The 19670-nt window shown below is 75.0% G+C and carries 19 protein-coding genes; 8 read left to right on the forward strand and 11 right to left on the reverse strand.

Going from position 1 to position 19670, the window contains the following annotated elements; genetic code table 11:
- Positions 1-63: 63 nt before the first annotated feature.
- Positions 64-1185 (reverse strand): SUKH-4 family immunity protein, encoded by a 1122-nt coding sequence (locus tag ACIRD3_RS25275; RefSeq protein ID WP_402220698.1) that lies wholly within the window; start codon positions 1183-1185, stop codon positions 64-66.
- A gap of 193 nt (positions 1186-1378) precedes the next feature.
- Positions 1379-2326, reverse strand: coding sequence for a hypothetical protein (locus ACIRD3_RS25280; protein WP_402220700.1), 948 nt, complete (start codon positions 2324-2326; stop codon positions 1379-1381).
- A 210-nt stretch (positions 2327-2536) separates the two neighbouring features.
- Between ACIRD3_RS25280 and ACIRD3_RS25285 the strand changes: the two genes are divergently transcribed.
- Positions 2537-3496, forward strand: coding sequence for a GNAT family N-acetyltransferase (locus ACIRD3_RS25285; protein ID WP_402220703.1), 960 nt, complete (start codon positions 2537-2539; stop codon positions 3494-3496).
- 138 nt (positions 3497-3634) lie between these two features.
- Here the strand turns inward: ACIRD3_RS25285 and ACIRD3_RS25290 are convergent, their stop codons facing one another.
- From ACIRD3_RS25290 to ACIRD3_RS25305, 4 genes are all read right to left on the reverse strand, one after another.
- Entirely contained in the window at positions 3635-4225 is a 591-nt protein-coding gene (locus ACIRD3_RS25290) for a DinB family protein (RefSeq protein WP_402220706.1), read from the reverse strand.
- A gap of 174 nt (positions 4226-4399) precedes the next feature.
- On the reverse strand, positions 4400-4972 hold the full coding sequence (locus tag ACIRD3_RS25295) for a dihydrofolate reductase family protein (protein ID WP_402220709.1): 573 nt from the start codon (positions 4970-4972) through the stop codon (positions 4400-4402).
- Positions 4973-5036: 64 nt separating this feature from the next.
- On the reverse strand, positions 5037-5774 hold the full coding sequence (locus ACIRD3_RS25300) for an SRPBCC domain-containing protein (protein ID WP_402220712.1): 738 nt from the start codon (positions 5772-5774) through the stop codon (positions 5037-5039).
- On the reverse strand, positions 5771-6391 hold the full coding sequence (locus ACIRD3_RS25305) for an ArsR/SmtB family transcription factor (protein ID WP_402220715.1): 621 nt from the start codon (positions 6389-6391) through the stop codon (positions 5771-5773). The genes ACIRD3_RS25300 and ACIRD3_RS25305 overlap by 4 nt, the downstream gene beginning before the upstream one ends.
- Positions 6392-6637: 246 nt before the next feature.
- Here ACIRD3_RS25305 and ACIRD3_RS25310 point away from each other — a divergent pair, with 246 nt between their 5' ends.
- Genes ACIRD3_RS25310 through ACIRD3_RS25320 form a run of 3 tightly spaced genes read left to right on the forward strand, consistent with a single transcriptional unit; the run spans position 6638 to position 12677 of the window.
- A complete protein-coding gene (locus tag ACIRD3_RS25310; RefSeq protein ID WP_402220718.1) occupies positions 6638-7411 on the forward strand; it encodes a hypothetical protein in 774 nt (257 codons plus the stop codon).
- 1 nt (position 7412) lies between these two features.
- Complete coding sequence (locus ACIRD3_RS25315) at positions 7413-9257, forward strand: DNA polymerase Y family protein (protein ID WP_402220719.1); 1845 nt, start codon at positions 7413-7415, stop codon at positions 9255-9257.
- Between the two features lie 57 nt (positions 9258-9314).
- Positions 9315-12677 (forward strand): error-prone DNA polymerase, encoded by a 3363-nt coding sequence (locus ACIRD3_RS25320; protein WP_402220722.1) that lies wholly within the window; start codon positions 9315-9317, stop codon positions 12675-12677.
- Between the two features lie 30 nt (positions 12678-12707).
- Here ACIRD3_RS25320 and ACIRD3_RS25325 read toward each other — a convergent pair whose 3' ends face one another.
- Positions 12708-13265 (reverse strand): Uma2 family endonuclease, encoded by a 558-nt coding sequence (locus tag ACIRD3_RS25325; RefSeq protein ID WP_402220724.1) that lies wholly within the window; start codon positions 13263-13265, stop codon positions 12708-12710.
- A 64-nt stretch (positions 13266-13329) separates the two neighbouring features.
- The gene (locus tag ACIRD3_RS25330) at positions 13330-14178 is read right to left on the reverse strand and encodes a TIGR03084 family metal-binding protein (RefSeq protein WP_402220726.1); all 849 of its coding nucleotides are present in this window, start codon (positions 14176-14178) and stop codon (positions 13330-13332) included.
- A 197-nt stretch (positions 14179-14375) separates the two neighbouring features.
- Here ACIRD3_RS25330 and ACIRD3_RS25335 point away from each other — a divergent pair, with 197 nt between their 5' ends.
- Entirely contained in the window at positions 14376-15227 is an 852-nt protein-coding gene (locus ACIRD3_RS25335) for a LuxR C-terminal-related transcriptional regulator (protein ID WP_402220729.1), read from the forward strand.
- Positions 15228-15256: 29 nt separating this feature from the next.
- On the opposite strand, the gene ACIRD3_RS25340 is transcribed toward ACIRD3_RS25335, so the two are convergent.
- The 3 genes from ACIRD3_RS25340 to ACIRD3_RS25350 form a co-directional block, all read right to left on the reverse strand.
- Positions 15257-16792: an AMP-binding protein gene (locus ACIRD3_RS25340; RefSeq protein ID WP_402220732.1), complete on the reverse strand. Its 1536-nt coding sequence runs from the start codon at positions 16790-16792 to the stop codon at positions 15257-15259.
- Between the two features lie 51 nt (positions 16793-16843).
- Positions 16844-17236 (reverse strand): MerR family transcriptional regulator, encoded by a 393-nt coding sequence (locus ACIRD3_RS25345; protein WP_402220868.1) that lies wholly within the window; start codon positions 17234-17236, stop codon positions 16844-16846.
- A 72-nt stretch (positions 17237-17308) separates the two neighbouring features.
- Positions 17309-18073 carry an SDR family NAD(P)-dependent oxidoreductase gene (locus ACIRD3_RS25350; RefSeq protein WP_402220735.1) on the reverse strand — a complete coding sequence of 255 codons (765 nt, stop codon included), beginning with the start codon at positions 18071-18073 and terminating at the stop codon, positions 17309-17311.
- Positions 18074-18403: 330 nt separating this feature from the next.
- Between ACIRD3_RS25350 and ACIRD3_RS25355 the strand changes: the two genes are divergently transcribed.
- The 3 genes from ACIRD3_RS25355 to ACIRD3_RS25365 are packed head-to-tail and all read left to right on the forward strand — an operon-like array spanning position 18404 to position 19642.
- Positions 18404-18865 carry a group II truncated hemoglobin gene (locus ACIRD3_RS25355; protein WP_402220737.1) on the forward strand — a complete coding sequence of 154 codons (462 nt, stop codon included), beginning with the start codon at positions 18404-18406 and terminating at the stop codon, positions 18863-18865.
- A 34-nt stretch (positions 18866-18899) separates the two neighbouring features.
- On the forward strand, positions 18900-19280 hold the full coding sequence (locus tag ACIRD3_RS25360; protein WP_402220740.1) for a GNAT family N-acetyltransferase: 381 nt from the start codon (positions 18900-18902) through the stop codon (positions 19278-19280).
- Positions 19256-19642, forward strand: a complete 387-nt coding sequence (locus ACIRD3_RS25365) for a VOC family protein (protein WP_402220742.1) — start codon at positions 19256-19258, stop codon at positions 19640-19642. Before ACIRD3_RS25360 ends, ACIRD3_RS25365 begins: the two co-directional genes overlap by 25 nt.
- Positions 19643-19670 lie beyond the last annotated feature (28 nt).

Genomic DNA, 19670 nt, shown 5'->3' on the forward strand with positions numbered 1-19670 from the left:
TGATCGAATCGGCCCAGCGTACGCCCGGTCGGTTCCTCGGTCGGCCGCCCGGGTGGCTCGGCGTCACCCCAGCAGACCGCCCATGTGCCCGTCCTCGGCGAGCAGCCGCCAGGAGCAGCCGGGCGAGGCGAAGGCCTCCGGGTCGACGGCCTCGACCAGCCGGTCCACCACCGTGCTCAGCAGCGACTGCGGGTCGAACACCGCCCAGGTGTCCCGGCCCCGGCCGTAGTCCCAACGGTCCCACTCGACACGCAGCCGCTCGTACGTCCAGAGGGCGTAGAGCAAGGCGGACAGGTCGCGGTTCAGGTAGGCCTCGGGCTGGCCGTCGTCGTACCAGTCCGGCAGCTCCAGCCGCCCGGTCGCGCCGTCCAGGGCGATGGTGAGGTCCGTCGGCCAGTCCCCGAGGGCGATGAAGTCCCGCTGGTACGGGCGCTCCTCCTCGCCGTCGAAGTACTCCGGGTACGCCTCGCCCATGGTGACCAGCGGTTCCTCGCACACCCCGAACATCGCCCCGCCCAGCGGCAGCCCGACCTCGGTCAGCAGCCGCCGGGTCGGTTCGTGCACCAGAGCCGCGGGCAGGTGCTCGGGCCGGAAGCGGTGCACCTGGCCGGGGCCGTCGTCCTCGTCGGTCAGCGCCGCGAGTTCGGCGACCAGCTCCGGGCCGACCTCGTACGCGGGCCCGCCCGGTCCGCCCGGCAGCGCTCCCCAGCCCAGCGCGTGCACCAGCAGCGCCGTGCCCCAGTGCGCGGGCGGGGTCGAGCCGCTCGTGAACAGGGCGGGATCGACCTCCCGCATCCGCTGCTCGGCCCGCGCCACGACCTCGGCCACCACCGCCGGGCCGCGCCGCCCGTCCAGCGCCTCCGGCCGCCGGGCCGCCTCGGCGACGGCCTCCACCTCGCGCACCAGCCCGGCCAGCGCGGTCAGGTCGGAGGCCAGCCGGTCCCGTCGCGGGCCGCCGTTGTCGAGGAACACCTCACCGGTCGACCCGTCCAGCAGCACCAGGTTGCCGACCGCGGCGAACGGCGTGCAGTAGTCGGTCTCCCCGAGGACGAACAGCCGCTCCGCGTCCGCCGGGAACGGCCGCACCGCCCCGAACTCCAGGAACGCCCCCGCGCCCGGCAGCCCCTCCCGCGCCAGGAACTCCCGGCTCCCCGCGTGCACCACCCCGCCCGGCGCACCGGCCACCTGCTCACACCCCACGTATCCCCACCCCTCCCCGGCCCTGACCCACAGACCCTAGCGGCCCGGCCCGACAACGCCACGCCGGTTTCGGATGCGGGGGCGGGGGAGGTGGTGCCGCGCCGGGGCGGTTTCGCCACGGAGGGTTCGGCGGCGGAACTCCCGGAGTCCGGAGCCGCTACGACCCCGCGGTCCGCCGCTACGCCCCCACGTCCGCCGCCGCGGTCCGGTCCACGTTCCAGTGCCCGGGCAGGTCCGCGTCGCAGAAGGCGCAGGCGTAGTGCTCCTCGCGGACGAGGTTGTGGCCGGCGCACCGGGGGCAGCGACGGAAGACCACCCCGTAGGTGAAGGCACCGGGGTGCGGCAGACCGACCCGGGTGAGGGCGGCGGTCACGGCGGGCCAGGACGCGAGGTCCGGGCAGTAGCCGGTGGAGTGGTTGTCGACCGTCTCGACCTCCCAGCTCCCGCCCGACCGCCGGAACCCGATCTCCCCGGCGCTCAGCACCGGCTCCCCGCCCGCGCAGGCCACGTGTTCGCTGCGGCGCGGGGCGAGCCGCAGCGCACCGCCCAGGTCGACCACGAAGGTGAACGGTTCCGCGAGCTCCTCGGCCGTCCGGGCGTCCACCCAGGCGGCGAACTCGCCGGGCGTCCGGACGGGTCGACCGCCAGGGCCGCCGGCCTCCCGCAGCTCGGGCGGCCCCACGTAGCGGTACGCCCGGCCGAAGCCGTCCGTCACCTCCGTCGCGACGCCCCGCTCGGCCAGCCGCGCCTGCCAGTACGCCATCTCGACGAACGTCCCGCTCAGTCCGAAGTCCCTCAGCTCGGAGAGCAGTTCACGCGCCTGCCACAGCGAGACCTCCGCGCCCTCCCGGATCGCCCGCAGCGCCGCCACCGGGGTGGCGAGCGGCTCGGCGAGCCGGAGCCGGCCCGGTCCGTGGGTGGTCAGGAACACCTCGCGGACGTCCGCCGGCAGCTCTCCCGGGCCCCAGCCCTCGCACCGGTAGCGGTCGCACCGCGGGCAGGAGAACTCGACGTCCCACCACAACTCCCGCTCGTGCATCAGGAACTGCCCGATGCTCCGGACGGCGGTGCCCCCGCAGCCCTCGCACCGGACGGCTATCTCCACACCCTGCCCCGCCTTGGTCATGCCCGACACCCTACGGCGACCGCCACGCCGACCGGCCACGGCCGAGCGGGCACCCACCGACCGGCCGCCACCGACCGGCCACGACCACCGACCGGCCGCCACCGACCGGCCACGACCACCGACCGGCCGCCACCGACCGGCCACGACCACCGACCCGGGAAGCTCCGCCGTCCCTTGCGCCGGCCGCCCCGTCCGTCCCAGGGTGGGCGGGTGCGACGACGTGAGGGCGCCGGCCCGGTGGAGCCGGCCGGAATGCAGGAGCTGGCGGGCCGGCTGTTCCCGGGCGCCGGCTACCGGCACGTGGGGGAGCAGGCCTGGCGGTGGTGCCTGGCGCTCGACCGGCCGGGCGAGTGCCCGACGGCGGTGTGGGAGGCGGACGGGCGGGTGATGGCCTGGGGGTGGCTGGAGCTGCCGGACGAGCTGGTGCTGCAGGTCGACCCGGCGCATCCGAAGCTCGCCGACGAGGTGCTGGCGTGGGCGGAGCGGCGCGCGTACGGGCCGCTGGTGACGGAGGTCGCGGCGACCGAACCGCACCTGGTCGAGGCGCTGGAGCGCCGGGGCTGGGCGTCGGTGGCCGACGGCGAGCCCTTCCTGGAGTGCCTCCACCGTCCGTTGAACGCCTTGCCCGCCGTCCCGCCGCTGCCGCCCGGCTACCGGATCCACCCGCAGCCGGCCAAGGCCGCCGCCGCCGAAGCCGTCGCTGCCAAGGCCGCCGCCGCCAAAGCCGCTGCCAAAGCCGTCGCCGCCGACGACGCGGCCGAAGCCGTCGACGCCGCCGCCTGGGCGACCGCGCACCGAGCCGCGTCCGGCTCGGCCGGGGTGACCGCCGAGCGGCTCGCCCGCCTGCGCCACACGCCGCCGTACCGGCCGGAGTCGGACCTGGCCGTGAGGGCCCCCGACGGCAGCGTGGCCGCGTACTGCCTGGGCTGGCTGGACGAGGTGAACGACGTGGGCGCGTTCGGGCCGGTGGGCACCCATCCGGCGCACCGCCGCCTCGGCCTCGCCCGGGCGGTCTGCACGGCCGTCCTGCACGGCTTCGCCGCCGCCGGGGCGTACGAGGCGGTGGTCAACGCCAGGGGCGACGCTGCCCACCCGGCACCCCGCAGGCTCTACGCCTCCCTGGGTTTCGGGCCGCACACCCGCACCCACACCTACCGCCGCCACCCCTGACCGCCACCCCTGACCGCCACCCCTGGCCGCCGCGCGCGGCCGTCGCCCACCGGCCGTCGCCCACCGGCCGTCGCCCACCGGCCGGCGCCCACCGGACAACGCCCCCCCGCACGGCGCGGACGCGGTGCCGCCCGTCGGTCAGTCGAGCCCGCCGGCCTTCCGGGCGGCCTGCTCCACGCGGTCGTGGTGGGCGCGCCACCAGTCCGCGTCGCCCTCGGCGGTGTTGATGCCGTCGGGGCGCTGGCCGATGGCGCCGTCCACGAGCTCACGGACCAGGTCGGCGTGGCCGATGTGGCGGTGGCTCTCGGCGATCATGTGGACGAGCACCCGGTGCAGGGTCTGTTCGGGGCGGTCGCCGAACGGCAGCCGGCCGGTCGCGTCCAGCGGCAGGGCCTCGATGGTGGCGTCCGAGTGGGCCCAGACCCGCCGGTAGCGCCCGACGACCTCCTCGGTGCTCTCGTCCGCCCGTACCCAGAGGTCGGCGTTCGGCTCGACGTCCCCGGTGAACCACAGTGGGGTCGGCTCCGGGAAGGGCCGCCCGAAGGCGTCGCCGAAGTACATCGCCTCGGCCCCGGTGAGGTGCTTGACCAGGCCCAGCAGGTTGGTCCCGGTGGGGGTGAGCGGGCGGCGCAGGTCGTACTCGGAGAGACCGTCGAGCTTCCAGAGCAGCGCGTCGCGGGCGTCCTGGAGGTAGATCCGGAGGTCGTTCTTCTCGTCCGTCACAGTCATGCGACCAGTCTGTTGACCGCACCAGACCTGTCCATCGATTTCCGCTCCCGGACGATCGCCGACCCGCTCCATGATTCAAGCCCGTTGACCCCGCCGGTCCGGTCCGCCGAGGCATCTGCCGCACCCCGAAACCAGAAGTGACGACACGTCAATCACTCGCCACAGCGGGAACTTTCAGCGGACCACGTCGAAGACCTGCTTCTGCAGGCCGTTGCCGTAGACCTCGTGCTCGACCAGCTTCAGCTTCTGGGCGTCCTTGTCCGTGGTGCTGAACAGGCGCTTGCCCGCGCCGAGCAGCAGGGGGAAGACGAGCAGGTGGTAGCGGTCGATCAGGCCGGCGTCGGAGAGGGCCCGGTTCAGGGCGGCGCTGCCGTGGACGATGATCGGTCCGCCCTCGGTCTCCTTGAGGGCGGCGACCTCGTCCAGCGAGCGCAGGACGGCGGTCTCGCCCCAGTTCGACACCAGGTCCTCGTCGGTGAGGGTGGTGGAGACGACGTACTTGGGCAGGGTCTTGTAGCGGGCGAAGTCCGCCATGTCCGGCCACACCGGGCTGAACGCCTGGTAGCTGACCCGGCCCAGCAGCATCGCGGTGGCCTCCTCCTGCTCCCGTCCCTTGATCTCGAACGCCTCGGGGAGGAACTCGATGTCCTTGAAGGTCCATCCGGCGTTCCGGTAGCCGGCCTCGCCGCCGGGGGAGTCGACGACGCCGTCGAGGGAGATGAAGGCGGTGCTGATCAGGGTGCGCATCGGTGGTTCCTCAATTCCTTGTTCTCGTGGGTGTTTCGGAGTTGGTGCGGAGCAGGTGGAGCGTTCAGGCGAAGAGCCGGGTCAGCCACTGCTGCCAGGCTGCTTCGGCCGCCTCCGGCGCCGGGCCGAAGAGGTGGTGGAACATCAGCACCGCACCCGAGCCGTGGTGGAAGGTGTGGATCGCGTCGGCGGAGCGGAGCTCGAAGCGCTCGTCGTCCGCCCAGACCACCTCGGCGTCCAGCGGGGGCAGTCCGGCCGGCTCGGCCTGGGCGCGCGCACCGGTGGTGACCGGGAGCGGCAGCGACAGGGCGTGGGCGAGGGCGGCCCGGATCTCCGGCTGCGGGCGGTCTCCTGACGGCGCGGCGGCGAAGACGGGGGCGGCGGTGCGCCCCGGGAAGTGGGTGAGGTACTCGCGGAGCGTGTGCAGGTGGAAGGGCCAGCCGCGGCGCAGCGCGTCGTACTCGTCCTGCCAGTCGTCGCCGAGCAGGCCGCTGTGGACGACGCGGAGCACGGTGGAGCCGCCGTCCCGGCCCTCGACCAGGTACTCGAAGGCCATGAACCGGCCGTCCTCGGCGGTGGTCGTACGGGTGGCCAGGCGCTTGCCGGGTTCGTAGGCGGTGATCACCGCCTCGGCGCGGTGGCCGCCGGTCTCCATGACGGCGGTGCCGCCCTCGCGCGGGTCCAGCTCGTTGCGGCCCATGAACCAGGAGTCGATCCCCGGTCCGGTGGCGATCGCTTCCCAGACCTGTTCCGGGGTCGCCGGCAGGGTGGTCTCCAGCTCGATCTCGAACGGGTGCGTCATCGTGGGTCCTCCTGGGGGGTGGCGGGTGCCGCCTGCGCGGCTGCCGGGATCTGGTGGAGCCCGACGACCACCCGGTGGCTGCGGCCCCCGGGGGCGGACTCGTCGTGGTAGCGGCTGACCAGGGTCGCCACGGCGTGGGCCAGTTCCTCGGCGAAGGCCGTCCGGTCGGCCGCGGAGGCGAACCGCACCTCGGCGTCGATGCCGAAGGTGGCGACCCGCTGCCGGGCCCGGGCGGCGCCGGTCAGCAGGCTCCCGACCTCCTGCACCAGCCGGGAGCCCAGGGCCAGCAGCCAGTGGGCGGAGAGCTGGTCGGGGGAACGGGCCGGGTCGGGGCTGACGGCGGCCAGGACGCTGGGGGAGATCACGTAGGAGGCCGCGGTGGCGCGGTACACCCGTTCGGTGACGTTCCCCTTGCGTCGTTCCTCGACGAGTTCGACGAGTCCGTGCCGCTCCAGCTCCTTGAGGTGGTAGTTGACCTTCTGCCGGGGCAGGTCCAGGCGGCCGGCCAGCATGGCGGCCGAGCCGGGTTCGGCCAGGGCGGCGAGGATGCGGGCCCGGATCGGGTCCAGGGACGCCTCGGCCGCGGCGGGTTCTTCGATCACAGCGACGTCCAGCACCCCTCCAGATTCCATCCGACAGGAAAATTTGTCAAGGAAAAAAGACTTGTCGGTAGGCCGCCCGGCCGAGCGCCATCAACCTTCTGGGGCCGCACCACCCGCGACCTGGCACGGAGAGTGACGGGTGGGGCTACCGGGTCGGACTTGAATCTTTGCGAACGGATGTTCGATCCTGGGGCTGTGCCCGTTTTCGAATCTGTTTTCGAATCCACCGCCGAGCGGCCCACGCGCCCCCCGCTCCGGCCGGTGGCGCTCCCGGCTGCCGAGCCGGGGGAGCCGGGCGGCGGACAGCCGGGTGTGGGGCGCCCGGGCGACGGACAGCCCGGCGGCGGACAGTCGAGGGCCCGGGGCCTGCTGCCGGTGCCGCCCGCACTGCGGGAGGTGCTGCCGGACGGCGGGCTGCGGCGCGGGACCGCGGTGTCGGTGGCGGGTGGGGACACCGGGCTGCTGCTGGCGCTGGCCGCCGGGGTGCGGGAGACCGAGGGCGGCTGGGCGGCGGCGGTCGGGCTGCCGGACCTGGGACTGGCCGCCGCCGAGGGGTACGGGCTGGACCTGCGCCGGCTGCTGGTCGCGGACGACCCGGGCCCGCACTGGGCCGAGGTGGTGTCGGTGCTGGCCGGCGCGGTCGAACTGGTGATGCTGCGCCCGGACGGGCCGGTGCCGCCGAAGCTGGCCGCCCGACTGGCGGCGGTGCTGCGGCGCAGCGGCTGCGTGCTGCTGGTGGCCGGGCCGTGGCCGGGCGCCGCGTTGCGGCTGGGGGTGCGGTCCGGGCGCTGGTTCGGACTGGGCGACGGCTACGGGCAGCTCGCCGGCCGGCAGGTGGAGGTGGTGGCGGAGGGGCGCGGCTCGGCGGTGCGCGGCCGGACGGCCCGGCTCTGGCTGCCGGACGAGTACGGCGAGGTGCGCCCGGTGCGGGAGCAGCCGGCCCGGGTGGGCCTGCCCCAGGAACAGCCGCAGCTCGTGCCGGAGTCGGCGGAACCGGTCGAACCGGCGCAACCACGCGTCGCGGCGGTGGTCTGAGATGCCCGGGAACGAGGTGCCCAGGGGCGAGATGCCCGGGAACGGGATGTCCGGGAACGGGGTGTCCAGCCCGTCCGGAGCCGCGGGGGACCGGACCCCGCGGGTGCTGGTGGTCTGGTGCCCGGACTGGCCGGTGGTGGCCGTCACGGGTGACGACCCGGTGGCGGTGACCGAGGGCGGGAGGATCCTCGCCTGCTCGGCGGGCGCCCGGGCGGCCGGGGTGCGGCAGGGGCAGCGGCTCAAGCTGGCCCAGCGGCTCTGCCCGGAGCTGGAGCTGCGCGACCGCGACCCGGAGGCGGAGACCCGCCGCTTCGAGCCGGTGGTCGCCGCGGTGGAGGCGTTCACACCCCGGGTGGAGGTGATCCGCCCGGGCCTGTGCGCCATCCCGGTGAAGGGCCCGGGCCGCTACTTCGGTGGCGAGGAGGCGCTGGCCGCCAAGGTCCGTACGGCGGTGGCGGACGCCCTCGGGCAGCCGCCCGTCCCGGACGCCGTCCCGGGCGCGGTGAACCCCGAGGCCGCCGACGCTCCGGAGGCGGCTGGAACTCCCGAGCCCGCCGAAGCATCCGGCACCCCCGGCACCCCCGGCACCCCCGGCACCCCCGGCACCCCCGGCGCCCCCCTCACCCCGCACGCCCAAGTCGGCGTCGCCGACGGCCTGTTCGCCGCGGTGCTGGCCGCCCGTGCCGGGGTGCTGGTCCCGGCCGGACGGACGGCGGAGTTCCTCGCCCCCTACCCGGTGAGCGCGCTGGGCGACGAGGCGCTGGCCGAGCTGCTCGGACGGCTCGGCCTGCCCACCGTCGGGTCGTTCGCCGCGCTGCCGCCGGAGGCGGTCGCGGACCGCTTCGGCCCGCCCGGGACGGTCGCGCACCGACTCGCCCGCGGGCTGCAGCCGCGTCCGCTGGTGCCGCGTGAGGAGGAGCCGGACCTCGCCGTCGAGCACCGCTTCGACCCGCCGGAGCCGCTGGCCGAGCCGCTGGTGTTCGTCGCCCGCACGCTGGCCGAGGCGCTGCACCAGCGGCTGTCCGGGGCCGGGCTGACCTGCCGCCGGGTGGCCGTCGAGGTGGCCTGCGCGGACGGCCGGACGGCCTCCCGGCTGTGGCGGCACGAGGGCCGGCTCTCGGCGACGGCACTGGCCGAGCGGGTCCGCTGGCAGCTCCAGGCGTGGCAGGGCGCGGGCACCTTCGGGCCTGCCGGCCAGGGCCCCGGCAAAGGCCCCGGCCAGGGCCCCGACCAGGGTCTCGGCGGGCGGGGCCCCGACCAGGGCCGTGACGAGAGCCCCGACACCGGCTTCGTCCTGCTCCGGCTGGCCCCCGACGGCCTCTCCCCGGACCAGGGCCGCCAGCTGGCGCTGTGGGGCCAGGCCGTCGCGGACGACCGGGTGGAGCGCGCCGTCGCCCGGGTGCAGGCGGTGCTCGGGCACGCCGGGCTGCGCCGGATCGAGCCGGCCGGCGGGCGCGGCCCGGGCGAGCAGGCGGTCAAGGTGCCGTGGGGCGAGCCGTACGAGGCGGCGGTGCCGGCCGACGCGCCCTGGCCGGGGCGGCTGCCGGAGGTGTGGCCGGCCGTGGTGCTGCGGGATCCCGCACCGGTGCGGGTGCTGGACGAGGCCGGGCAGCCGGTCACGGTGGACGGCCGGGCGGGGGTGTCGGCCCGGCCGGCCCTGGTCGTGGTCCGGGGGCGGGAGGAGCCGGTGGACGGCTGGACCGGGCCCTGGCCGGCGGTCGAGTACTGGTGGGACCAGTCGCTCGCCCGCCGCCGGGCGCGGTTCCAGGTCGTGCTGGGCGGCGGCCGGGCGCTGCTGCTCACCGTGGAGGGGGGTGCGTGGTACCTGGAGGCCGGTTACGACTGACCGGCGATCCGACCGGGGGGAGCAGGACGAGCACGAGAGCGACGAAGGCAACCCCCGATGGGCTTCACCAGCCACCCCACCCTCCCCTGGAGCGAGCTGCACCGCCGGCTGACCGGCCCGGCAGGCACGGCAGCGTCAGGCACGGCACCGGACGGTACGGGCCGTACGGACCGTACGGTCGTCCCGCTGCGCCCCCGCCCCGCCCCGGAGGAACCCCCGGCCGCGCCGGAGCACGCCGTCGAACCCTGGGCGGAGCTGCACGTCCACTCCGCCTTCAGCTTCCTGGACGGCGCCAGCGACCCGGAGGACCTGGTCGCCGAGGCGGCCCGGTTGGGCGTGGAGACCCTCGCGATCACCGACCACGACGGCCTGTACGGCGCCGTCCGGCTCGCCGAGGCGGCCCGGGGCACCGGGGTGGCCACCGTGTTCGGCGCCGAGCTGACCATCCGCCACGAGCGGAGCACCGAACACCTGCTGGTCCTCGCCCGGGACCCGGCCGGCTACCGCCGCCTGTCCGCCGCGATCGCCGCCGCCCAGCTGGCGGGCGGGGCGAAGGGCCGCCCGGCGTACGACCTCGCGGCGCTGGCCGAGGCGCACGGCGGCCACTGGGCGGTGCTGACCGGCTGCCGCCTCGGCCGGGTCCCCGCCGCCCTCGCCGAGGCACGCGACCCCCGCAGGCGCAACCACCAGCACGCCCCCGACCTCCATGCCCCCGACCTCCATGCCCCCGACCTCCATGCCCCCGACCCCCATGCCCCCGGCCAGGCCGAGGCCGAGCGCCGACTGCGCACCCTCACCGAGGCGTTCGGCCGCGAGAACGTGCACGTCGAACTGATCGACCAGTGGCTGCCCGGCGACGACCGGCGCAACGACGCCCTCGCCGCCCTCGCGGCCCGGGCGGGCCTGCCCGTCGTCGCCTCCACCAACGCCCACCACGCCGGCCCCGCCCAGGGCCGCCTCGCGCAGAGCCTCGCCGCGCTGCAGGAGCGCCGCACCCTGCAGGACGCGGTCGGCTGGACCAGGGCGGCCGGCACCGCGCACCTGCGCTCGGGCCGCGAGATGGCCGGCCGGCTGGCCCGCTTCCCGGGCGTGCAGCGGGCCACCGTCGACCTCGGCCGGGCCTGCGCCTTCGACTTCGCCAAGCTTGACCCGGAGCTGCCGGGCTATCCCGTCCCCGGGGGCGAGACCGAGATCAGCCACCTGCGCGCCCTGGTCGCGGCCGGCGGCCCGGCCCGCTTCGGGCCCGGCAACGCCGCCGCCCGCCGCCAGCTCGCCAAGGAGCTGGACGTGATCGAGGACCTCGCCCTGGCCGGCTACTTCCTGATCGTGCACGACATCGTGGACTTCTGCCGGAGCCGGGACATCTGGTGCCAGGGCCGCGGCTCGGCCGCCAACTCCGCGGTCTGCTACGCCCTCGGGATCACCGCCGTCGACCCGATCCACTACAAGCTGCTGTTCGAACGCTTCCTCTCCACCGCCCGGGACGGGCCGCCCGACATCGACCTGGACATCGAGAACCGCCGCCGTGAGGAGGTGATCCAGTACGTCTACGGCCGGTACGGGCGCGAGCACGCCGCCCAGGTCGCCAATGTGATCACCTACCGGCCCCGGCTGGCGATCCGCGACGCCGCCCGGGTGCTCGGCTACCCGCAGGGGCAGGTGGACGCGTTCAGCCGGCAGACCGACTTCCGCTCCGCCCCCGGCGCGGACGCCGTCATCCCGGCCGACGTGCTCTCGCTCGCCGGTCAACTCCACGGCCTGCCGCGTCACTTGGGCATCCACTCGGGCGGCATGGTGCTCACCAGGGAGCCGATCGGCGAGATCTGCCCCACCGAGTGGGCCCGGATGCCCGGGCGCTCCGTCCTGCAGTGGGACAAGGAGTCCACCGCCGGCGCCGGACTGGTGAAGATCGACCTGCTCGGCCTCGGCATGCTCGCCGCCCTGCACGACGCCTGCGACCTGGTCGCGCTCCACCACGGCCTGCGCTACGACCTGGCCACCATCCCGGACGACGACGAGGGCGTGTACGCGATGCTGCGCCGGGCCGACACCGTCGGGGTGTTCCAGGTCGAGTCCCGGGCGCAGATGGCGACCCTGCCCCGGCTCAAGCCGGACCACTTCTACGACCTGGTGGTCGAGGTCGCGCTGATCCGCCCCGGGCCGATCCAGGGCGGCTCCGTCCACCCGTACCTGCGCCGCCGCGCCGGGGCCGAACCGCCCGGCTGCCCGCACCCGCTGATGGAGAACGCGCTCGGCAAGACCCTCGGGGTGCCGCTGTTCCAGGAGCAGATGATGCAACTCGCCATCGACTGCGCCGGGTTCACGCCCGCCGAGGCCGACCAGCTGCGACAGGCGATGGGTGCCAAGCGCTCGCACGAGCGGGTCGCCCGGCTGCGCGAGCGGCTGCTGGGCGGGATGGCCGAGCGCGGCATCCCGCCGGAGGTCGCCGAGGACGTCTACGGCAAGATCGAGGCCTTCTCCCATTACGGCTTCCCGGAGAGCCACGCGATCAGCTTCGCCTACCTGGTGTACGCCAGCGCCTGGCTCAAGTACCACTTCCCGGCGGCCTTCACCTGCGCCCTGCTGGCCAACCAGCCGATGGGCTTCTACTCGCCGCTGAGCCTGGTCGCGGACGTCCGGCGGCACGGTGTACGGGTGCGCGGGGTGGACGTCAACGCCAGCGGCGCGCGCCCCACCCTGGAGCCGTACCGGGGGCCGACCCCGAAACCGCCGCTGACCGCCGGGCGCCCGCAGCCGGCCATCCGGCTCGGCCTGGAGACCGTCCGAGGCATCGGCACCCCGCAGGCCGAGGCGATCGTGGCCGGACAGCCGTACGCCGACCTGGAGGACTTCGCCCGCCGCACCGGTCTGCCCGCTCCCGTCCTGGAGGCGCTGGCGACGGCGGGCGCCTTCGACTGCTTCGGACTGACGCGTCGTCAGGCCCTGTGGGCAGCAGGGGCGTTCGCCGGAATCTCGGCCGCGCTGATCCCCGGCACCACGCCCGGCACCGAGGCGCCGGAGCTGCCCGGCATGAGCCCGGTCGAGGAGACCATCGCCGACCTGTGGGCCACCGGCACCTCCGCCACCAGCCACCCGCTGCAGCACCTGCGGGCCCACCTGGAACGCGGCGGCGCGCTCTCCGCGGCCCAACTCCCGGACGTGCCACCGGGAACGGCGGTGGTGGTCGGCGGTCTGGTCACCCACCGGCAGCGGCCGCCGACGGCCGGCGGGGTGCTCTTCCTCAGCCTGGAGGACGAGACCGGCCTGATCAACGTGATCTGCAACCGCCCGGTCTGGGAGTCCCAGCGCCGCACCGCCCTGGACCGCGCCGGACTGCTGGTCCACGGCCACATCGAGCGCGACCGCGGCGCCACCAACCTGATCGCCACCCGGCTCACCCCGCTCCGGATCGGCCTGTGAGGCCTCCGACGCCTCCGAGGCCCGGGCCGCTCAGTCGGGGTAGCGCACCAGCGCGCTCAGGTCCAGGTCGAAGTCGAAGGGGGCCGGGACGCGCATGCTGTCGCCGAACTTCCGGTCGTGCCGTACGTGGTAGCGGTCGTGGTTCGGCTCGGAGAACAGCGTGACCGTGCCCTCCCGCGGATCGAGGATCAGGTAGAGCGGGACGCGCATCACCGCGTAGTCGCGGAGCTTGTCCACCCAGTCGTTCCCCGCATTGGACGGCGACACCACCTCGACCGCGACGAGGGCCTCCTCGGCGGGAGTGCTATTGCCCCCCCGAGCGAGGGAGGCGATCGGAAGGTAGGTCAGATCGGGGGAGCGCTCCTTCGTCACGTCGGGGGTGGTGAGCGCGCTGTTGCCGCTGAAAGCGTAGTCGTCCGGGACGTGGCGCTCGAACTGTCGCTGGACGAGTGCGATGTTCAACTGGTGAATATTGGACGGGGCCGCTTGCATGACCAATGTGTCGCCGGACCACTCGACACGGACACCGTCAGGAGCCGTGCGCAGCACCTCCTCGACGAACTCACGGTGCCGCTCGTAGAAGCTCATGGTGCCTCCTCCGGTAGGTGCATTCGGCAGACCGCAGTCTATGCACAGACCCGTCCCGGGCGGTTCAGGCACCGGAGGCCGGTTGCCGTCCCCCCTCTGCCCCCGCCTCCCGGCCCTTGCCCGGCGCCCCGGCGAAGGCCTGGGCGATCGGGAGCCAGGCGGTGGCGGCCGGGCCGGTGGCGGTGAGGGCGAGGTCGTCGCGGTGGCGGCGCTGGGTCACCAGCAGGCAGAAGTCCAGGGCCGGGCCGGTCACCACGTCCGTGGCGTCGGCCGGGCCGAGGGCCCACAGGCCGCCGTCGGGGGCGGTCAGTTCGAGCCGGACCGGGCGCTCCGGCGCGGGCAGGCCGTGTGCGCCGAAGGCGAAGCCCAGGGTGCGCAGACCCAGGTGGGCGATGTGCCGCAGCCGGGCGGTGGGCTCGCGGGTGACGCCGAGGGCGTCCGCGACGTCCTGGCCGTGCGCCCAGGTCTCCATCAGCCGGGCGGTCGCCATCGACGCGGGCTTCATCGGCGGGCCGAACCAGGGCAGCCGGACGTCGGACGGCGCTGCGGCCAGGGCGGCCAGCGCCTCCTCCCGGCCGGTCCGCCAGCGGGCGAGCAGTGCGCCCGGTTCGGCGGCCGCCCCCTCGCGGGCGCCCTCCTCGACCGGGTCGGCACCGGCCTCCAGCAGGGCGCCGAAGTGGTCGCCGAGCGCCGCGCCGAAGCCCTCCGCGTCGCGCGCGGCCAGGGCCGTCCAGTCGTCGGTCCAGGCCAGGTGGGCGATCTGGTGCGCGATCGTCCAGCCCTCGGCGGGTGTCGGCCGGGCCCAGTCCTCCGCCGGCAGGCCGCTCACCAGGCCGTCGAGCACCGCGCTCTCGGCCCGCAGGTCCGCCAGCAGCCCGTGCAGGACGTCCGTCGGGGTGGTCGGATCGGTCATCGGTCTTCCCCTCTGATCACAACAGTTCCGATCACACCGTCACGGCAGTGGATCACGGCCGGCGGGCGCGGCGACTGCTACCCGCCGGTAGCGTACGGCGGCACCCTACGCCCGCCCCGTCACCGGCGCCCGCCACTCCACGGAACACGCACGTCAGGACTCTCGCCACCGGCCCCACCGCGTGTGACAATCGCGCGATGACAAGGGCTGCGGACCCCCACCTCGCGCACCCCCGCCTCGCGCACCCCGGCAGCGCCGCCGCGCCGCCCGACGACCCCGAAGTCGCCGCGCGCGCCGCCGCGCTGGTGCGGGACGCCGTGCTCGGCGACCTCGCCCGCCGGGTGGTCGCGGAGTGCGGTGCGGACGTCGGACTGGTCGGCGTGCCGGAGCAACTGCCCGGGCACGCGAAGGGCGACGAGGGCATGGTGCTGCGCCACTGGGCGGGCACCCGGGCCGACCTGCTGCACAACGCGGTCGTCCCGGCCGGTCTCGGCCTCGGCGGTCGGGCGCTCGCCGAGCGGGCGCCCGCCTGGGTGCCCGACTACCGCGCCGCGACGACCATCTCGCACCACTACGACGCGGGCGTGGCCGCCGACGACCTGTACGCGATGCTGACCGTCCCCCTGATGGACGGCGGAACCGTGCACGGCGTGGTGTACGCCTCGGTGCGGGCCGTCGTGCCGTTCGGGGACGTCCGGATCTCCGCCGTGGACGCGCTGGCCCGGGCCGCCGCCCGGGCGCTCGCCGGGGCCGCCGCCTGGAGCCGCGGCGCACCCCGCCCGGAGCCCCGCCCGGAGCCCCGCCCGCGGCCGCGCCCTGAGCCGTGCCCGGAGTCCCGACCGGTCGCCCCCGTAAGGCCGTTGACCCCGCGCGAGCACGAGGTGCTGCGCTGGGCGGCGACCGGCCGGACCAACCCGGAGATCGCCGCCCGACTGGGCCTGACCCGCAACACCGTGACCGGCTACCTCAAGTCCGCGATGCACAAGCTCGGCGTCCGCAACCGGACCGAACTCGCTCTCGCGGCCCGGGAGACCGGCCTCGTCGACTGAACCGCACGGCCGACCCGGCGAGCCGGCGCTCAGTTGACCTGGCGCTCCCGCCCGGCCCAGTACGGCTCGCGCAGCCGGAACTTCTGCAGCTTCCCGGTGGCGGTGCGCGGCAGCACGTCCCGGATCTCCACCGAGGTGGGCGACTTGTAGCCGGCCAGCCGCTGCTTGCAGTGCGCGATCAACTCGGCCTCGGTGACCTTCTCGTGGCCGTCCCGGAGGACCACCAGCGCCTTCACCGTCTCGCCCCACTTCTCGTCCGGCACCCCGATCACGGCTGCCTCGGCGACCGCCGGGTGGCCGTACAGGCAGTCCTCCACCTCGATCGAGGAGACGTTCTCCCCGCCGCTGATGATGACGTCCTTCTTCCGGTCCGAGATGCTCAGTTGGCCGTCCACCAGGGTGCCGCCGTCGCCGGTGTGGAACCAGTCGTCCCGCAGTGCCTCGGCGGTGGCCTCCGGCTGCTTCCAGTAGCCGTCCAGCACGGTGTTGGAGCGCACCAGCACCTCGCCCTGCTCGTCGACCCGCAGCCGGGTGCCGAGCGCGGGGGCGCCCGCCTGCACCAGCTTCTCGGCCCGCTCGGCGGCCGGCAGCGCGTCCCACTCGGCCCGCGAGCGGTTCACCGTGACGATCGGCGCGGTCTCGGTCAGACCGTAGAGCTGCATGAACTCCCAGCCCAGCTGCTCCTCGACCTGCTGCACCACCGAGGTCGGCGGCGGTGCGCCGGCCACGATCATCCGCACCCGGTCCCGGCCGGGCACCGGGCCGTCCCAGTCGGCGGCCGCGTCCAGCACCATCTGCACCACGGCGGGCGCACCGGACAGGAAGGTCACCCCGTGCCGTTCGACCCGGCGGAGGATCTCCGCGCCGTCCACCTTGCGCAGCACGATGTGCCGGGCGCCGAGCCCGGTGAGGGAGAACGGCAGGCCCCAGCCGTTGGCGTGGAACATCGGCAGGGTGTGCAGGTAGACGTCCCGGTCGTTCGCGCCGTAGTGCAGGCCCATCAGCGTCGCGTTCAGCCAGACGTTGCGGTGGGTGAGCTGAACGCCCTTGGGGCGGGCGGTGGTTCCGCTGGTGTAGTTGATGGTGGCGGTGTCGTTCTCGGACACGGCGTACGGGCGGGGGGCGTTGTCGAAGTCGTACAGCAGGGCGTCGCTGTCCGCCCCGATGACGAACTTGTGCTCGGCCACCACCCCGTCCAGGGCGTCGGCGAGTTCGGGGTCGACCAGCAGGACGGAGGCGCCGCTCTGCTCGACGATGTACGACACCTCCTCGGCCTTCAGCCGGAAGTTCACCGGGACCAGCACCCGGCCGTAGCCGCTCACCCCGAAGAAGGAGGTGAGCAGTCTCGCGGAGTTGTGCGAGACGACCGCGACCCGTTCGCCGGGCCCGACCCCGAGCCGGTCCAGCCCCGCCGCCTGGGCGCGGGCGAGTTCGGCGACCCGGCGGTAGCTCAGCTCGCCCCAGGATTCGGCCGGTTGCGCCGGTTCGTCGACGATGCCGACCCGGTCGCCGTAGACCAGCTCGGCCCGGTCGAGGAAGTCCATGACGGAGAGTGGAATCTGCATGCGCCCACTGTCCTCTCCCGCCCGCCCCGTGCACACCCCCGATCGGGGGTGTCACCCTTCCGTCGTAGCAGCCGCGGCGTGCGTGGCGGCCGTAGCACTCGCGGCACCGGCGAGGGCCGCCGCGAGCCGGTCGCGCGCCTCGGTCTGGGCGGCGATCCGGCGGTCCAGCACGTCCAGCCGTTCCCGGGCGATCGCCAGCACCCGCTCGGACGGCCGGTTCGCCAGGACGTCCCCGTCCAGACAGCCCAGCAGCGGCCGGACGTCCTCCAGGGTGAGCCCGGTACCCACCAGCGCACGGATGTTGCGCACCCGGACGACCGCCGACTCCCGGTAGTCGCGGTAACCGTTCGGCTCGCGCTCGGAGCCGATCAGCCCGGCCTCCTCGTAGTGCCGCAGCGCCCGGACCGTCGCCCCCGTCGCCCGCGCCAACTCACCGATCCGCACCCGCAGCCACCACCCCACCCGACAACGCCCCAACCGGCGACGCCCCACCCGACGACGCCCGACGACGCACCCCTAGGCCACCAGTGCGCCCCCGTCGACCGACAACACTACGCCGCTCACGAACGAGGCCTGCGGCGAGGCGAGTCGGGTGACCGCCCAGGCCACCTCGGCAGGGCGGCCGATCCGGCCGAGCGGGGTGTGCGCGATCTGCCAGGCCCGCAGCGCCGCCAGTTGCTCGGGGCTGCGCCCGGCGTGCTCGCCGATGGGCGTCTCGACCGCCCCCGGCGCCACCGCCACCACCCGGATCCCGCGCGGCGCCAGCTCCACCGCCCAGCTGCGGGTCACCGTCTCCAGCGCGGCCTTGCTCGCCGCGTACACCGAGTTGGACGGCCAACCGCGCAGGCCGACGGCGGTGCTGATGTTGACGATCACGCCCCGGCTCCCGGTCAGCGCCGGCAGCGCGGCCTGACCCAGCAGGACCGGGGCGACCAGGTTGGTGCCCAGCAGGGCGCCGACGCCCGCCCGGGTGTAGCCGCCGAGCTGTCCGCCACTGCCGGTCACGCCCGCGTTGTTGACCAGGACGTCCAGCCGCCCGAACCGCTCCAGCGCCGCTCCGACGATCGCCTCCGGCGCGTCCGGCCGGGTGATGTCGACGGCCAGCGGTTCGATCAGCCCGGGGCAGGCCGCCGCCGTCTCCGCCAGTGGCTCCGCTCGCCGCCCGACCGCGAGCACCCGGGCGCCCTCGGCCGCGAAGGCCCGTGCGGTCTCCCGCCCGATCCCCGTCCCGGCCCCGGTGACCACCACGGCCCGTTCCGCTACCGCGTTCACAGTGTCCATGGGGCCACCCTCCGACCCTGCCGCCAGCGGCAGGGTCAAGCGGGCCGGTCGGAGACGGGCGGCAGAATGCGGCGCGTGACCGACCACCACCCCGCACCCGCACTCCGGGAGGTCTGCATCCACGGCCTGGCGACCGGCGAGCAGGAGCCCGTCCCTCCGCTTGCTGTGCCCGGCGCGAACACGGGGGTCGTGGCATCGGCGGAGCCGCCGTCCGCCTGCTAGGAAGGTCCCACCGCACGGCCACGACGAACGGCCACGACGAACGGCCACGATGTGCGGCCACGACGTACGGCCTCGACGTACGGTCACGAACCCACGGGGAGAACACCCATGAGCGACCAACGACCCGACACCCTCTACGACGCCGTCGGCGGCATCGACGCCCTGCGGCGTCTCAGCAACACCTTCTACCGGGGTGTCCTCGCCGACCCGCTGCTGGCCCCGGTCTTCGCGGACTTCACCCCCACCCACATCGAGCACGTCGCCGTCTGGCTGGCCGAGATCTTCGGCGGCCCGACCGCCTTCACCGACGAGCACGGCGGCCACCAGGCCCTGCTGCGGGCCCACTTGGGCCTGGCGATCACCGAGGAGCAGCGGCTGCGCTGGATGGAGCTGATGGCCGAGGCGGTCCGCGAGGAGCTGCCCGAGGACGAGCTGCTGCGCCGGCGGGTGCTGGAGTACTTCGACTGGGGCACCAGGATCGCCGAGGACGTCTCCGCCTCCCCGGCCGGCACGGACCTCGGCGACCCCGGCCCCACCCCGCGCTGGAGCTGGGACGGACTGCAGAAGTGACCGCCGGCGGCGCGTCCCGAGGGCCGACGGCCTGGTGCCACGGGCCGATGGCCTGGTGCTGCGCCCCTTCGAGGGCGCCGACGCGCCCGCGCTGATCGCGATCCACCGGGACGCCACGCTGCGCCGCTTCACCCGCAGCCCGGTGGACGACCCGGAGGGGGCGGCGCAGTGGCTCACCGATCGGGCCTTCGCGGCCTTCGCCGGGGACGGCCTGCACCGGATCGACCTGCTGCACGAGGGTGACGACCACGCCTCCTGCCGGGTCGCGGAGAAGAGCGGCTACGCCTTCACGGAGGTCGTCCCGGCCTTCCCGCCGTACCCGGCGGACGGTCACCGGCACTCCCGGAAACGGCTGGACGGATCCGAACCCGCCCGGTCAGAGTGGGCCGCATGGCTTCTCTGGTACGACATGTGACGATCGACTGCGCCGACCCGTACGCCCTGGCCGGCTTCTGGGCCGAGGTCCTGGAGGGGACTCTCGGCGAGGACGACAAGCCGGGTGACCCGGAGGTCCTGGTGGACTCCGCCGGCGCCTCGCTGCTCTTCATCCGGGTGCCCGAGGGCAAGTCGGTGAAGAACCGGGTCCACCTCGACCTGCAGCCGCAGGACCGCAGCCGGGACGAGGAGGTGGAGCGCCTGCTGGCCCTGGGGGCCACCGTGGTGGGTGACCACCGCCGCCCGGACGGCACCGGCTGGGTCACCATGACGGACCTGGAGGGCAACGAGTTCTGCGTCGAGCGCAGCCGCGCCGAGCGCGCCGCCACCGGCGCCGCCTGACCGCCCGTCCCCGGCCGGAATGCCGCGG

Source organism: Kitasatospora sp. NPDC093550, assembly GCF_044764985.1.
In the GTDB taxonomy this organism is placed as follows: Bacteria; Actinomycetota; Actinomycetes; order Streptomycetales; family Streptomycetaceae; genus Kitasatospora.